Origin of the sequence: Pseudoalteromonas sp. SCSIO 43095 (assembly GCF_023650455.1) — a bacterium.
Lineage (GTDB): Bacteria > Pseudomonadota > Gammaproteobacteria > Enterobacterales > Alteromonadaceae > Pseudoalteromonas > Pseudoalteromonas tetraodonis.
Map to the genome: position 1 here is coordinate 416,406 of NZ_CP087995.1, position 14,992 is coordinate 431,397.

The following is a 14,992-nucleotide window of genomic DNA, read 5'->3' on the forward strand; positions in this document are numbered from 1 at the left end:
TGTAGGCGCACAGCTTACTGGCGCGCGGGCGTAAACACGATTAGTGTTTTAGATTTTTGCCACGCGATAGCGTTAGTGCGTTTCGTTCTTATAGAATTTAGAACCTTATTCAAGGTTTTGTCGCGCAGGCGACAGCAGTCAAAGAGGGGGCGATTTTCAAATTGATTCTGCTGTAAGTAATTCATCCCTGAAGCTGGGTTACTGTCGGCATCCATGCCTCCACTTCTTCATATTGCGAAGCTGCGCTTCGGTTATTCGTCACCTCCCAGCGCACCCGAGCATCACGAATAATTAATTGATGTGAACGTAAACGGCAAAGATAGGCCATCCATGGCCTAGTTTCGCCTTATCGCGCATCCATGCGCGATATTACTCATCAGTTGCTTATTTTCAAGGCGTGATGACGGGGGTGGGGGTTAAACGTGAGGTTGGTGTTTGGTTTTGGCTAAATCCAAAGTTTATCAGTTAAAACGTTGCTAAAATTAGTACCTAATACGTCATCAATGCTGTAATTTACCTCTTGGTTTGTCGCTCTAACTACTTTACCGCCCTATGTATTAACATTACAGCTTGTAAGTTTTTACAAGGGTTGTCAGTGATCTGCACTGTCGGTACACAATTTAAAACTCAAGATACACCGAGCAACCGTCATTTTGGCTATGCTCAATCGACAACAAACTTCCCCTCAGTACTTGCTGTGACCTTGATGTTGACAAGAACGCATTTAATATCCGATCCAGCGTTTGGCCCCATTACCCAAAGTGAAATTCAAATTCCGACACCTAAAGGGGAAATAGAGCGAGGCTATGGTGAGCTCAAGCAGTATCAGCTATCAAATAAACCAGCATTACAGAGCTTGAAATAGGAAGGTATTTATCAAGAGCTCTTGGGTATTCTGACATCATATAATATCGTGAGACTTGAAATGGCAGAGATGGCTAAAGCCCATAAAGTTGAGCCATTACGCATCAGTTTTATTAACGTATTATATCTCATACAAGACGAGTTTTTATGGTGTTCAGGTCGAAAGCCCAGGGACAATCCCTAAAAAGCTAAAAGAACTACGTGAAAACGGTAAACGGCTAATATTACGGGAGAAAAGAAAGCGATAAGCTTATCCGCGAGCGGTGCTGGCAAAGACACAAAAATATCCGGTTAGATATAAACGAAAAAACACCACTCGTTCTTAAACGAGAGTTGTTATTTTCTAATAACGGCTTTTTTGTTGATGTTTATTTATAACTAAACTATGTATTTACTGCGCTGTATGATATTTGCATCTGGCTATTGTTTGTATTTTTAAGGTTTAGTATGTAGCAAGAAAAGGTAATAAGGCTACGCTTATTATTAAGTGTTGATTTATTAAAATGCTTGAACACTTTATTGTTTTTATCGAAATCAAAGAGTCATTCACAATAAATGACTCATCTAGTGTCGTTGAGGAAAAATAATAACCCTAATTATTACCTGCATTTATCTCTTCGGAGTTTTGCGATTGAAACATCGTAACCTCGTCGACATGCTGGCTGACGCTGTTTTTTTGTAAGGCAATGTATAAGTCTGAATGAATATAAATACCGTCTTTACCTGAGGCGATACCAGCGGTTTTAAACCAAGAAAGTAGCTGGCGTTTTCTTCCCGCTAGCTCTAATCGAATACCTCGTTTTTTAAATATCACATCTAGGTCTGCGAGCATGGCCATAACGCTTAAATCAAGATGAGTGAAGCAGGGCACAGCATCAATAATGACACATTGCGTGTCGTCTTTTTGTCTTGCATATTGCTCTAACAAGCGGCGTTTAAAATAACTGGCATTAAAATAGGTTAAAGGAGAATTAAAACGATATATAAAAACCCCTTGTACTGCTTTGGCTTTATCTGTTTCGTCTAAGCTTCTTACTACGCCTTTTATATCCACACCTAAAATGGTGTCTGATGGGCGCATAACAGTTCGAATAAATTGAAATAACCCTAGTAATACAGCAAGGGTAATTCCTGGTATAACACCAATAAACAGCACAGCAAAAAGTGTGGCTGAGGCTAAGTAAAATGCCTGCTTATCTTTAAATTTTAATTGCCAGACTGCCTTTAAATCAAGCAGGTGAACAGAGGCAATTATTAATACAATCCCGAGTGAAGCACTGGGAATAAACTCAAGCGGCGCCGTTAAAAAAAGAGCGATAACACCAATAATAGCGGCAGCTATAATCGAAACTAATTGGGTTTTTCCGCCAGAGTCGTCGTTTACGGCTGTGCGTGAGTCGGCACCACTAACGGCAAAGCCTTGTGATAATGCTGACGCTAAATTAGCGATGCCCAAGGCTCTAAATTCTTTATCGGCATCGATGTCGTAGCCATTCTTTGCTGCAAAGCTTCGCGCTGTTAGCATCATGCTGACAAAGCTAACTATGGCTAAGTTGAGTGCCGGTACAACAAGTTCTCGAATAATACCCACGTCAAATACTGGGGGGTTAAACACGGGCAAACCACCAGTTACTGTGCCTATGGTTTTTATTTCAAATTGCTCTAAATTAAAAAACCAAACGAATACCGCACCTAGTGCAATGGCAAACATAGAGGCTGGCCATGTAGGTTTTAAGCGCTTTAACACAAAGTAAACGCCGAGGGTAAATAAAGCCATTAATAAGGTGGGAATATGAGTTTGCGATAAATACGTAGGAACGCCACCTAAACGCTCAAGCAAATAGCGCTCATCAAAGGTAAAGCCAAATACTTTAGAAAACTGACCAACAATAATGGTAATAGCCACACCGTTTAGTAACCCCATTAAAATTGGTTTAGATAAAAAGTCGGCTAATACACCTAGCTTAAAGCGGCTGGCAATAAAGCACCAAAAACCGGTCATTGCGGTCATGGTGATCACTAATTGCCAATGTTTAAAGCTATCGCCTGCAGCAAGTGGAGTAACAACTGCAGCAATAACCGCACATGTTGCGGCATCAGGGCCAATAATAAGCTGTTTAGAGGTACCAAAAAGTGCATAAAGCATCATAGGTAATACGCAAGAATACAGGCCAACTGCAGCATTAACGCCTGTAAGTTGCGCATAAGCTATAGCAACAGGTAAAGCAACAGCTGCAACCGATAATGCCGCCCTCACATCATCAGCAAACCATTGACGTTGATAATTAAATAAGCTGTGTAAACCTGGCATAAAGCTATATAGACGCGACAACACTTCAAATTCCCTGCTAATAATTAGGAGTAGATAGTAAGTTCTCTTTAATAATAAGTATAGTAACTAAACGTGTTAGATGCGCTAAATAGGGGGGGATCTAGTGTATTAATAAGAGGAATGTAGTTTAAAAACAAAAAAGCCCAGCAAGTTACTGGGCTTTGTAAGTAAAAATGACTGCTTTAAAAATTAGCTATTCAATTGACCAGTTGATGATTCTATGTGGGCGCGAACAAACCACTGATATTGCTCAAGCTCTGCAAGTTGCGCAATGATCATATCTTCAGATACCGGATCAAGCTCAGCAAGTGATTCTATGGCTTTACGGTGATCACTGTTAACGCCGTTATATACTTTGTCTAACGCGGCTAAGTGTTCAGTTACTAAGCCTTTACCTATGGCGTAATCTTCCCATGTACGACGCTCAACAATCGATTTTGGTGTGCCAACTGGGACGCCGCCTAAAGTGGCAATACGTTCTGCTATGGTGTCAGTCATTTCACGGACGGTTTCTACTTGTGGGTCTAGCATTTCATGTACGCCAATAAAGTTTGGACCTACTACATTCCAATGAATATGTTTTAAAGTTAGCTGTAAATCAATTAGCGCTACCATGCGATTTTCTAGTACAGATATTGCTTTATTTGCTGATTCGTTTTTTACACCGGGAGCGGTAAATTCAGCGACTTTATTTGCATTATTACTGTTACTCATGATTCCTCCTACTATTTCAAAAATAGTGCTCGCTTTACTCTAGTGAGTATTTAAATTGCGATAACGAACACCTCTTGTATTTATCGAAGCAATGGGCATGCCGATTGAGCTTTTAACTTAACCAATTGAAATATATTGATTTAATTTTATTTAATAAAGTTTTAAGGAGTGTTTAGCTTAACGGGTATGAAAAATATGCACTTTTTTGTAAATTCTGCAAAACAGCAATACTTTAAAGTGTTAGCGAATAGCGTGCCCTTTATAGTGGTTATAATGAAGGTATTATCATTGTTGATTAATGTCCTGTTACATATACTCAACCCAAAGATTCATTAAAGGAGAAGTGTATGTTGAGGTTTTTTTCCATCGAGCAAGGAGTGATCAAAGAGTTAGCGCCTTTACCTGATACCCCTGTTGAAGTATCCATAAAGAATGCACATTGGATTGATACTATTAATCCAACACCGCAGGAGCAAAATGCGCTTGCAAAAACGCTCAATATAACCTTTCCAGATTCGGTAGATGTAGAAGAGATTGAAACGTCGTCTAGGTGCTTTATCGATAATGAAGGTTTACATGTGCATGCATTGTTTATGTCACCTAATGAAGGGCGATTTAATACTGTAACGGTAGCTTGTTTGTTGCAAAACAATTGCTTACTTACTATTCGTGATGAGGAATTGGCTGATTTTAGACTACTGCGCTTAAGAGCGCGCAAAGGTCAGGTGGCATGCGATACAGCAAAACAATTATTAATCACTTTATTTGATCAAAAAGTTGAAAACCACGCGGATATGCTCGAAGACATGCATCATCAATTAGAGAAGCTCAGTGCTTATGTACTTGAAGAAGATAACTCAGATTTAGAAGAGGCGGTTGGTCGCATAGCTCGCTTAGAAGATGCTAATGGTAAGGTGCGTTTATGTTTAATGGATACGCGACGCAATATTTCGTTTTTAATACGCCGTATAGGCGCGCAAAATGACGAGCGCGAATCTCTTCGAGAAATTGTACTCGATATAGAAACTTTAATGTCGCACTGTACCTTTTTGTTCGATAAGGTGAACTTTTTGATGGATTCAACACAAGGCTTTATTAATATTGAACAAAATCAAATTATTAAAACCTTTTCTATTGCCTCAGTGGTTTTCTTACCGCCTACAGTAGTGGCTAGTGTGTATGGTATGAATTTTAATATAATGCCTGAGCTACAATGGGAATGGGGTTATCCATTTGCAATTGGCATTATGTTGCTGTCGGGCTTTGCCCCTTATTTATTTTTTAAACATAAAGGGTGGTTATAATACTTTAATATTGCAAGCTGAGCGCTCAAATCATTACCCGGTATATTGATGTGCTTTTAATACTTCAAGGGGAATAATATCTAGCGCTTTTTGGTTTGTTGCTTCAAGTACAACAAGAGGAGCAACATTTGCAGCAATGGCATGATACCAACGAATCGCACATAAGCACCACTTATCGCCAGCTTTTAAGCCCGCAAAATTATACAAAGGATTAGGGCTAATTAAATCGTTACCTTGCGCCTTAGAAAACTGCAAAAATTCGTCGGTCATAATGGCGCATACACTGTGATTGCCAAAGTCTGAATCTGGTACATAGCAAAATCCCTCACGGGTATAGCCACCGTTGCCACAGCAAAGTTGTAAGCGAGTTCCTAGTACATTTAACTGATTAGCCATATGAAAACTTACCTTGTAATAACCATTAAAAGCAGGGTGTTTACCATAACAGGCTGTTAGTGACTTAGCTATCTATGCTGTTAATTTTTATATCTGTTAAGTGAGTAAAAACTGTATTTGGCAAAGCTAAATACAGTTTCATTAAAGAAGAGTATTTACGAGAGCAGTGCTGCAGCTAAACGTACAAAATCAGAAGACGTTAAAATACCTACTAGCTGGCCTTGCTCGCTAACAACGGGCATGCAACCGTGGCGATTATCTACAAAAAACTTAACCACATCTGATAGCGGCTGCTCTGGGGTTACACTTATAAAATCACTCACCATAATATCTTCTACTTTTGTGAGTTTTTCTTTGCGTTGTAATGCATTAGCACCAAATGTTGCCATGATACCCATGACTTTGGCGACCATTATTTTTTGTGTGAGCATACCGACAAATGCGCCGTCTTCGTCAATAACAGGAATATGGCGAACGTTTTTTTCTTTCATTAAATTATGTGCGTCATGCAAAGTGCTTTTTACGTTCACTGAAAATGGGTTCGGTGTCATTAAGTCTTTAACGTTTTGACTCATGTTTATTCCTTTATATTATCTGTAGTGTATCAGCTTATATTAGCGCTATTTTTAAGCTTTGCACCTTATTGAGATCAAGGTTTTTACGGATTTTATAAACTGAGGGAGAAGAGGCAACACTTAATTAAATGCCAAAAAGCATTTAATTAAGTGATAAAACTACAGGTAAATGTTATTCATAACCACGTGGTGTTTTTGTTTTAATAACAGCAATGTATCCATGCCAACTAGCGTAACTAAGTAGTGGCATAATAATAATAAATCCAGCGGCACCTGCAGCAAAGCCAAGCGCTACCAGTACAAATATACAAATTGACCACACTACCATGGCTGCAAAGTTTTCTTTAACTGCGTGGATTGAAGAAACGACTGCGGTCATAATATCAACGCGTCTTTCCATCATAATTTGCGGCGTAAATGCAGAAATTGAAAACACACTGACCAGCAAAATCCCACCGATAATGCTGCCTATAGTTAAAAACGCAGAAAGTTCTTCAAAGGTGGGGTTTACATGGCTTGGGTACAATGCATGTACAATTGCAGCTAGGCGCATCCAAATAATCATAATTACCATAAGTAATACCGCAAAACCCCATTCACCTACAGGGTTACGAAACATTGATTTTAATGAATGGCTTAATGTAGGTTTATGGCCTTTCTCTAGTTCCCAGGCTACATCGTATAAGCCAACGGCGAATACCGGACCGATCAAAGCAAAAGCAACGGTTGCAGGTAAAATAGCTAAGTGGCTGTCGGTAAGTACAATAGAGTAAACAATCGCTACCGGAATAAGCGTGAAGATTAAACCGTAAATTAAACTCAACATGGGCGCGCGCGCCATATCTTTAAACGCTAACGAAAGCCAATGAAAAGCGGCAAATGTATTTACTTTGTTGCACTCTAAACAACGTGCGAATTTAGTGTCTTTGTCTATTGTGTTTGTAGTTGGCATAAAGATGCTCCTTTTTTAGTCACCTTTTAGGTTTAGAACATAGATGTTTTATTTACAACTCATAAACAACTTATACGATTGATTTAGTCGCATTGTTCATTAGTTAGTCATTTTTGTTGGGTTAGCTATTTTGTTTATTTAAATATATGTTTGAGCACGTACTTAAAAAGTGGGTTCGTATTTCTTTTCCACAGTGCTAATCTAAGTTCTGAAGCTAATTTTAAGAGACCGTAATGAAGGAAAATAAACAACAATTTCAAGGAGCTTTACTGGGTAGTAAACGGTTTTTACCTCTGTTTGTGACGCAGTTTTTCTCAGCTTTAAATGACAATGTTTATAAGCAATCAATCCTACTTATTTTAATTTTTCAAGCTGCTACGGTAGCTGATGGTGCCTTTTATTCTAATCTGGCGGCAGGATTATTTATTTTACCGTTTTTTCTATTTTCAGGCATGGCTGGGCAAATTGCAGAAAAGTTGGAAAAATCAAAACTAATCAGCATCGTAAAGTTTTGCGAAATTCCAATAATGCTGGTGGGCGTGGTATCTATTTTAACCGAGCAGGTTTGGTTAATGTTAGGTACTGTGTTTTTAATGGGTTTACAAAGCACTTTTTTTGGGCCATTAAAATACTCAATTTTACCGCAGCATGTCGCTCCTCATGAATTAACCAAAGCTAATGGGTTAGTTGAATCTGGCACCTTTGTGGCTATTTTATTGGGCACGGTATTTGGCACTTATTATATAACCCAAGCTGCAGGCCCTGTTTATATCAGTATCGCGATAGTGAGCCTGGCGGTTATTGGTTATTTGAGTAGTCGTTTTATACCAAAAAGTGCTGCGAATGATGCTAATTTAAAGGTATCGCTTAACCCTATTTCCTCGACCAAAAGTGTATTTAATGCGCTTAACGCACAAACCGAGTCAGTGGGTAAGTCAGTATTAGGGATCAGCTGGTTTTGGCTTATTGGTGCGGTGATATTAACGGCGCTCCCTAATTACGTAAAACATGTAATGGGAGGCGATGAGTTGGTTGTGACGGCTGCTTTAGTGGTGTTTTCGTTGAGTATTGCATTAGGATCTTTATTGTGTGAGAAGCTATCGCGCTCACGTATTGAGTTGGGTATAGTGCCCTTTGGTGCACTGTTAATTACCTTATTTTTATATTTATTAAGTCAAGAACCTGGCATTGAATCTTATCGTTTAGTTAATGAGTTGCAGCTTGCTCTTGAGCAAGTAATTAATACCGGCGATATGCTCTGGCATTTTGTTTGGATGGCAGGTATTGGTATTGCCTCGGGGTTTTATACGGTGCCTTTGTATGCACTCATTCAGCAGCGTACTCACCCCGATAGCCGTTCTCGAGTAATTGCAGCTAATAATGTGCTAAATGCGTTGTTTATGGTTGGCAGCGCTGTTTTAAGTATTGTTACCCTAACGCTTTTACACTGGGAGATTTCACAATTACTGTTGTTATTAGCAGGGCTTAATTTACTGATATCGCTGTACATATATAGCAAAGTGCCTGAGTTTTTCTTACGTTTTATTATTTATATTTTAGCGATTTGCATGTATCGAGTACGCACTAAGGGAACGCTTAATATGCCCGATGATGGGGCTGCCGTGGTGGTGAGTAACCATGTTAGCTTTGTTGATTGGATGTTTATTTTAGCCGCGTCACCTAGGCCAATTCGGTTTGTCGTGTTTGCCCCTATTTATTATTCACCAGCACTTAATTGGTTGTTTAAAATGGCCAAAGCCATTCCAATTGATAGTGAAAAAGCAAATCCTAAGGCGTTTAATAAAGCCTTTGACGATATCGCTCAGGCACTAGAGCGTGGAGAGCTGGTGGGAATTTTTCCTGAAGGCAAGCTCAGTGGAGATGGCGAGGTTGATGTATTTCGCCGTGGCATTGAAAAAATAATTCAGCGCACACCGGTGCCTGTTATTCCTGTCCATTTAGATGGACTATGGGGCAGTATGTTTAGTCGAAAAACGAAGTGGCGATTGCCTAGACCAAAGTGGTCGTTGGTCAGTGTGACTATTGGTGAAATGGTGGCTGCACAGAAGGTTAATGCCGATGATTTGCGCGAGCGAGTGGTTGCTTTAAAATAGCTTAATAATAAAAAAGCGCTGCAATTAATTGCAGCGCTATGGTTGTATTACTTAATGGTAATTAACGGTCTAAGTTCATTACTTTAGTCCATGCCGCAACAAAGTCTTCTACAAACTTTTGTTTTGATGTATCAAAAGCATACACCTCAGCAACTGCACGTAGTTCTGAATTTGAACCAAAAATCAGATCAACCGAAGTAGCAGTGTACTTTTGCTCACCTGATTGACGGTCAAAGCCTTGGTAAATGCCAGCATCAGACGATTTTTTCCATACCGTCGACATGTCTAATAAATTAACAAAGAAGTCGTTATTTAGTGTACCTGGCTTGTCAGTAAATACGCCGTAATCAGTGCCTTTGTAGTTTGCATCAAGCGAACGTAAGCCACCGATTAATACAGTCATTTCTGGCACGGTTAGGTCAAGCTGATCGGCTTTATCTATTAGCATTTCAGTTGGCGATTTATAGCTTTTCTCTGCATCAAAGTAGTTTCTAAAACCATCGGCTGGCAGCTCTAATAAGTTAAATGCATTAACGTCAGTTTGCGCTTGCGTAGCATCGCCACGGCCAGCATTAAACGGCACGTTTACTGAGTAGCCTGCATCTTTGGCTGCTTTTTCAATCGCTGCATTACCACCAAGCACAATTAAATCAGCAAGCGATACATGGCTTTTGCTAAATAAGCTGTCGTTAAAGTCAGCTTGAATTGCTTTTAATACTTTGAGTACTTTTGCGGTTTCTGCTGGGTTATTTACTGCCCAATCTTTTTGTGGAGCAAGCGCAATGCGTGCGCCATTGGCTCCGCCGCGCATATCTGAATCACGGTAACTGGCAGCCGATGCCCATGCAACACGTACTAACTCAGGTACACTTAGGTTCGAGTCTAAAATAGCGGTTTTAAGCTCTTTTACTGCACCAGCATCAATGTTTGATTGAGTCTCTGCTGAAATAGGATCTTGCCAAATTAAGTCTTCTTTTGGTACTTCTTTACCTAAAAAGTTACGTGGTGGCCCCATATCTCGGTGAGTCAATTTGTACCATGCTTTAGCAAAGGCCAGTTGATACTCTTTAGGGTCGTTTAAAAAGCGCTCAGCAATTTTGCGGTATTCAGGATCAAATTTTAACGCTAAGTCGGCAGTGGTCATTACCGGTGGGTTAAATTTACCTTTGATGTGCGCATCAGGTACTGACTTATGTAATGATTCATCTGTTGGGATCCACTGAATAGCGCCTGCAGGGCTGCGAGTTTGTTTCCACTCAAAGTTAAGCAGGTTGCTCAAGTACAGTGATGACCAGCGAGTAGGTGCTTGTGTCCATGCGCCTTCTAAACCACTTGATACGGTATCTTCAGAGTGGCCTTTACCACATTTGTTTTTCCAGCCTAACCCTTGCTCTTCAATACCTGCTGCAGCAGGCTCTGCACCTACACAGTCTTTAGGTTTGTGCGCACCATGCATTTTACCAAAGGTATGACCACCGGCGATAAGTGCTAGGGTTTCTTCATCGTTCATGGCCATGCGAGAAAACGCAACACGAATATTTTTAGCTGAACCAATAGGATCAGGTACTCCTTTAGGCCCTTCTGGGTTTACATAAATTAAACCCATGTGAGTTGCACCTAATGGGCGTTCTAATTTGCCGCTAGCATCTTCACGGTCGCTGGCAAGCATTTCTACTTCTGGACCCCAGTAAACCATGTCTGGTTCCCAGTCGTCAGTACGACCACCAGCAAAACCATAGGTTTCAAATCCCATGTTTTCTAGAGCAACGTTACCTGCTAATACGATTAAGTCTGACCATGAAAGTGCTTCTCCGTACTTTTGTTTAATTGGCCAAAGTAAGCGGCGTGCTTTATCTAGGCTTACGTTGTCTGGCCAGCTGTTAAGCGGTTCAAAACGTTGTTGACCACCACCTGCGCCACCACGGCCATCAAGCGTACGGTAGGTGCCTGCACTGTGCCAGGTCATACGAATAAAAAATGGGCCATAGTTACCAAAATCCGCTGGCCACCAGTCTTGAGATTGCGTAAGTAGGGCGTCAATATCACTTTTTACTATGTCTAAATCTAGGCTGTTAAATGCCTCTGCATAATTAAAGTCTGCACCATAAGGGTTTGAGCGTAGATCATGATCACGAAGAGGAGATAGGTTTAGTTGATCTGGCCACCAAAATTGGTTTGTTCTGGTTGCGCCCATTTTAGCCTCACCCATGCCAACAGCACCTTGTGGCTTAGACATTTGTGGTTTTTCTTGGCTAAAAGCAGAGCCAGACATAAGTGCCATACTTATAAATCCAACAAGTGCTTTTTTAGTAAATGATCGGTTTTTCATTGTCAGCTTCCTTAAAGTTAACGAATTTCGTTATATACAAAGCGTATTACTATTATTAAAAATAGAATCTAATAATTTAAAAATTAGTGAGCTTTTACTCCATTCAAGTTGTTGTTTACCAAGCTTGAATGACTAAGCAGTGCGAATAGTATAGTAGAGGGGCTAAAAACCGTGTGCGAAATAAACTGATTGATACAATCTATAAAAATGATTTATTAAAGTTAAATGATTAAATAAACAAATCACTAAAGAGCTTTGAAAGTGGCAGACATAAAAAAGCCCAGCGTAGGCTGGGCTATTAGATTAAAATCTGTGTTATTGATTTTTCATTAATTTACTGGTGATCACACCTGAGGTCATAGAGCCTGATACGTTGAGCGCAGTACGTGCCATATCTATTAAGGGTTCAATAGAAATAAGTAAAGCCACAACCTCTATAGGTAACCCCATGGTAGGCAATACAACCAACGCTGCGAAGGTAGCACCACCACCAACACCTGCAATACCAAACGAGCTAATAACGACAATACCAATTAGCGGTAAAATAAACTCAAATGTAAGTGGGTCTATCCCCACACTTGGCGCAACCATCATTGCGAGCATCGCAGGATAAATACCAGCACAGCCGTTTTGACCAATAGTGGCACCAAAAGAAGCCGATAAGTTTGCAATTGCTGGTGGTACTTTTAACTGGTTAATTTGCACGTCAACATTCATAGGAATCGATGCCGCTGAGCTACGTGAGCTAAATGCAAAGGTCAGTACTGGCCAGATTTTTTCAAAATAATGCTTTGGATTTACACCCACAAAGCTAAGCAATAAGCCATGCACAACAAACATCAATAAAATAGCCACGTAAGAAGCCACAATAAAGGCGAGTAAATTTAAAATATCGTTACTACTAGAGTTTGCCACAACACTTGCCATTAAGCCCGCAACACCATAAGGAGTGAGTGCAATTACCATGCGAACTAAGCTCATTACTGTCGCTTGTAGGGCGTTTACACCGTTACGAATTGGGCTAGCAAGTTCTGTTTTTTCCAGCATTACTTTACGTGCAGCTATACCAACAAGGACACCAAATATAACCGTGGCAATAATAGAGGTTGAACGTTGATTACTTAAATCCGCAAAGGGATTTTCAGGAATAAAGCTCAATAACATTTGCGGCACACTTAAGTCGGCTACATTCGCAGCTTTGCTTTGTAGTGTGTCCATTCTAGCGGCTTCACGAGTACCCGAAACAAGCCCTTCAATACTGAGGTCAAATCCATACGTTACCGCAATACCAATTAACGCTGCAATTGCTGTGGTAAAGAGTAAAACAGAGATACTAATAAAGGAGATTTTCCCCAGTGAGCCTTGGTTTTCGAGCTTTACCACTGCGGCAATCATAAAAATTAATACTAATGGCATAATGATCATTTTTAATAAACCGACATAGCCTTTGCCCACCGCGCTGACCCAGCTGAGTATTTCTTTAATGGTTTCTGGAGAGTGGGCAAATAAAAACTGTAGGGCTAAGCCAAAGGTGCTACCAAGCACTAAGCCAAATAAAACGGTACGAGATAAAGAGCTGCTTTTTTGCGAAAAAAGATAAATCGCGAACAGCAAACCGACAAATAATGCCAACATTAATAATACAGCAAGCGACATAGTACCCTCTTTTATAGCTGTGAATTAGCGCGGCACTTTAACGCTTTGTAAGACGTTAACAAAATACGCTTTCGCTATGGTATAGAATTAAAATGAATATAGTAATAATATTAAAGTATAACGAATGAGCACATTGTTGAAAAAATTAACCCATATGATTGTATTTTCTTTAATTTATGGCGTTTACTAGATGAAAGTAAGATCTTAACTACAAATAAAAATAATCCATACACGGCTAAAAGACTCAAAGAAGTTGATTTAACTTCTGCTAACTTTAACAACCCATGCTCCAAAGACCGATGCCTAAAAAAATAAAAGCTTATTGTATTGATATATAAAAATATCACTACTTTAATGCTTGTTAATTATTTAAAAACAATACTTTAAAACTAATTTTAATGGTTTTTATCGACATTTTTTAACCAAATGTATGACATTTTATAAATGTAAAAATAGTGAGCAGATTAAATTTAACAAGCTGGGAGACGATGTAAAAAGCGTTTAAACATTGAATAAGGCCATCCATGGCCTATTAATTAATCGTTTTTGTAGTAAGGGTAGTCACTGTAACCTTGCTCAGTCCCGCCATACATAGTGGCTGTATCGGCTTCATTTAATGGCCATTGATTTTTTATGCGCGCTGGTAAATCAGGGTTTGCGATAAAAGGGCGACCAAAAGCAAATAAATCACCGTAGCCTTTAGCTAACATCGCCACCGCTTTTTCAACAGTGTATTTACCAGCGTAAATAATACGCCCAGAAAATTCAGCTCTGGCTGCTTGATAAAATTGCTCTGGTAAATCAGGGGCATTGTCCCAATCAGCTTCTGCAATTGAAAGGTAGGCAATACCAGCTTGCTCAAGTACTTTAATTGCTTCAATGTAGGTATGATGCGGGTTTGATTCTACTAATCCTAAATAAACACGGGTTTCATCAGTGCTGCTAAATAAGGGCGCAAATCTAACCCCTAAGCGCTCAGGGCCTACTACGTCACTTACTGCCGCGACAATTTCTTTTAAAAAGCGCAGGCGATTAGTAAGAGAGCCGCCGTATTCATCATCTCGTTTATTGGTGTGCTCAGAAATAAACTGATTTACTAAATACCCATTAGCACAATGCAGTTCTACGCCATCAAACCCCGCTTCTAGCGCATTACGGGCAGCTTGTGCATACATGCCAACAAGCTCTTTTACTTCATCGGTTGTTAAAGCTTGTGGTTCACTAGGGTTGGCTAAAGCGCCTTGAGCCGGTCCTGTTTCAATAAAGACTTTAACGCTATCAGCTGTTAGAGCTGAGGGGGCAATAGGTTTGGCTTCATTAGGCTGTAAGCTAGTATGTGAAACGCGGCCAACGTGCCAAAGCTGGGCAAAAATAATTCCACCTTCTGCATGTACTGCATCAGTTACTTTTTTCCAACCAGCTATTTGTTGATTAGAATGAATGCCCGGTGTCCAGGCATACCCTTGTCCTCTTGGTTCAATTTGAGTGCCTTCGGTAACCATAAAACCAGCACTAGCACGCTGTGCATAATATGTGGCCATCACCTCGTTGGGGATATTGCCAGGAACCGTGCTGCGTGAGCGTGTAAGTGGCGGCATTACAATACGGTTTTTAAGCGTGTGTGGGCCTAAATTGATTGATGAAAATAGACTGTCGATATTTTTACTTGGTTGACTCATTTTAATACCTTTTAAATTAATAATGCTGTTTAGCGCCAATTACAATGCTGGTGATCGTAGGGATTAAAAGGTACAAT

Annotated in this window: 10 protein-coding genes and 1 pseudogene; 3 read left to right on the forward strand and 8 right to left on the reverse strand. The window is 40.0% G+C overall.

Going from position 1 to position 14,992, the window contains the following annotated elements:
* Positions 1 to 793: 793 nt before the first annotated feature.
* A pseudogene (locus tag LOC50_RS17565) lies at positions 794 to 1,109 on the forward strand (IS4 family transposase); the annotation flags it as partial.
* A gap of 347 nt (positions 1,110 to 1,456) precedes the next feature.
* Here LOC50_RS17565 and LOC50_RS01940 read toward each other — a convergent pair.
* Both LOC50_RS01940 and dps read right to left on the reverse strand, forming a co-directional pair.
* Positions 1,457 to 3,199, reverse strand: a complete 1,743-nt coding sequence (locus LOC50_RS01940) for a SulP family inorganic anion transporter (protein WP_069440122.1) — start codon at positions 3,197 to 3,199, stop codon at positions 1,457 to 1,459.
* 186 nt (positions 3,200 to 3,385) lie between these two features.
* Positions 3,386 to 3,910 (reverse strand): DNA starvation/stationary phase protection protein Dps, encoded by a 525-nt coding sequence (dps, locus tag LOC50_RS01945; RefSeq protein ID WP_036981392.1) that lies wholly within the window; start codon positions 3,908 to 3,910, stop codon positions 3,386 to 3,388.
* A gap of 347 nt (positions 3,911 to 4,257) precedes the next feature.
* Between dps and corA the strand changes: the two genes are divergently transcribed.
* Positions 4,258 to 5,214 (forward strand): magnesium/cobalt transporter CorA, encoded by a 957-nt coding sequence (gene corA / locus LOC50_RS01950; protein ID WP_016900502.1) that lies wholly within the window; start codon positions 4,258 to 4,260, stop codon positions 5,212 to 5,214.
* Between the two features lie 33 nt (positions 5,215 to 5,247).
* On the opposite strand, the gene LOC50_RS01955 is transcribed toward corA, so the two are convergent.
* The 3 genes from LOC50_RS01955 to LOC50_RS01965 all read right to left on the reverse strand — a co-directional run bounded on the left by LOC50_RS01955 (position 5,248) and on the right by LOC50_RS01965 (position 7,137).
* Positions 5,248 to 5,610 carry a DUF2237 family protein gene (locus LOC50_RS01955; RefSeq protein WP_069440123.1) on the reverse strand — a complete coding sequence of 121 codons (363 nt, stop codon included), beginning with the start codon at positions 5,608 to 5,610 and terminating at the stop codon, positions 5,248 to 5,250.
* Positions 5,611 to 5,765: 155 nt separating this feature from the next.
* Entirely contained in the window at positions 5,766 to 6,185 is a 420-nt protein-coding gene (locus tag LOC50_RS01960) for a CBS domain-containing protein (RefSeq protein ID WP_036981396.1), read from the reverse strand.
* A gap of 172 nt (positions 6,186 to 6,357) precedes the next feature.
* Entirely contained in the window at positions 6,358 to 7,137 is a 780-nt protein-coding gene (locus tag LOC50_RS01965; RefSeq protein ID WP_069440124.1) for a DUF2189 domain-containing protein, read from the reverse strand.
* Between the two features lie 233 nt (positions 7,138 to 7,370).
* Between LOC50_RS01965 and LOC50_RS01970 the strand changes: the two genes are divergently transcribed.
* Positions 7,371 to 9,251, forward strand: coding sequence for an MFS transporter (locus LOC50_RS01970; RefSeq protein ID WP_069440125.1), 1,881 nt, complete (start codon positions 7,371 to 7,373; stop codon positions 9,249 to 9,251).
* A gap of 61 nt (positions 9,252 to 9,312) precedes the next feature.
* Here the strand turns inward: LOC50_RS01970 and katG are convergent, their stop codons facing one another.
* From katG to LOC50_RS01985, 3 genes are all read right to left on the reverse strand, one after another.
* Positions 9,313 to 11,580 (reverse strand): catalase/peroxidase HPI, encoded by a 2,268-nt coding sequence (gene katG, locus LOC50_RS01975; protein WP_069440126.1) that lies wholly within the window; start codon positions 11,578 to 11,580, stop codon positions 9,313 to 9,315.
* A gap of 315 nt (positions 11,581 to 11,895) precedes the next feature.
* On the reverse strand, positions 11,896 to 13,236 hold the full coding sequence (locus tag LOC50_RS01980) for an L-cystine transporter (protein WP_250653517.1): 1,341 nt from the start codon (positions 13,234 to 13,236) through the stop codon (positions 11,896 to 11,898).
* A gap of 536 nt (positions 13,237 to 13,772) precedes the next feature.
* Entirely contained in the window at positions 13,773 to 14,915 is a 1,143-nt protein-coding gene (locus tag LOC50_RS01985; RefSeq protein WP_171034668.1) for an alkene reductase, read from the reverse strand.
* Between the last annotated feature and the right edge of the window lie 77 nt (positions 14,916 to 14,992).

Excerpts from the sequence above, each read along its gene's own strand:
- LOC50_RS01985 (WP_171034668.1), bottom strand. The coding sequence starts at position 14,915 with ATGAGTCAACCAAGTAAAAATATCGACAGTCTATTTTCATCAATCAAT.
- LOC50_RS01970 (WP_069440125.1), top strand. The coding sequence starts at position 7,371 with ATGAAGGAAAATAAACAACAATTTCAAGGAGCTTTACTGGGTAGTAAA.
- LOC50_RS01965 (WP_069440124.1), bottom strand. The coding sequence starts at position 7,137 with ATGCCAACTACAAACACAATAGACAAAGACACTAAATTCGCACGTTGT.
- katG (WP_069440126.1), bottom strand. The coding sequence starts at position 11,580 with ATGAAAAACCGATCATTTACTAAAAAAGCACTTGTTGGATTTATAAGT.
- LOC50_RS01960 (WP_036981396.1), bottom strand. The coding sequence starts at position 6,185 with ATGAGTCAAAACGTTAAAGACTTAATGACACCGAACCCATTTTCAGTG.
- corA (WP_016900502.1), top strand. The coding sequence starts at position 4,258 with ATGTTGAGGTTTTTTTCCATCGAGCAAGGAGTGATCAAAGAGTTAGCG.
- LOC50_RS01955 (WP_069440123.1), bottom strand. The coding sequence starts at position 5,610 with ATGGCTAATCAGTTAAATGTACTAGGAACTCGCTTACAACTTTGCTGT.
- LOC50_RS01980 (WP_250653517.1), bottom strand. The coding sequence starts at position 13,236 with ATGTCGCTTGCTGTATTATTAATGTTGGCATTATTTGTCGGTTTGCTG.
- dps (WP_036981392.1), bottom strand. The coding sequence starts at position 3,910 with ATGAGTAACAGTAATAATGCAAATAAAGTCGCTGAATTTACCGCTCCC.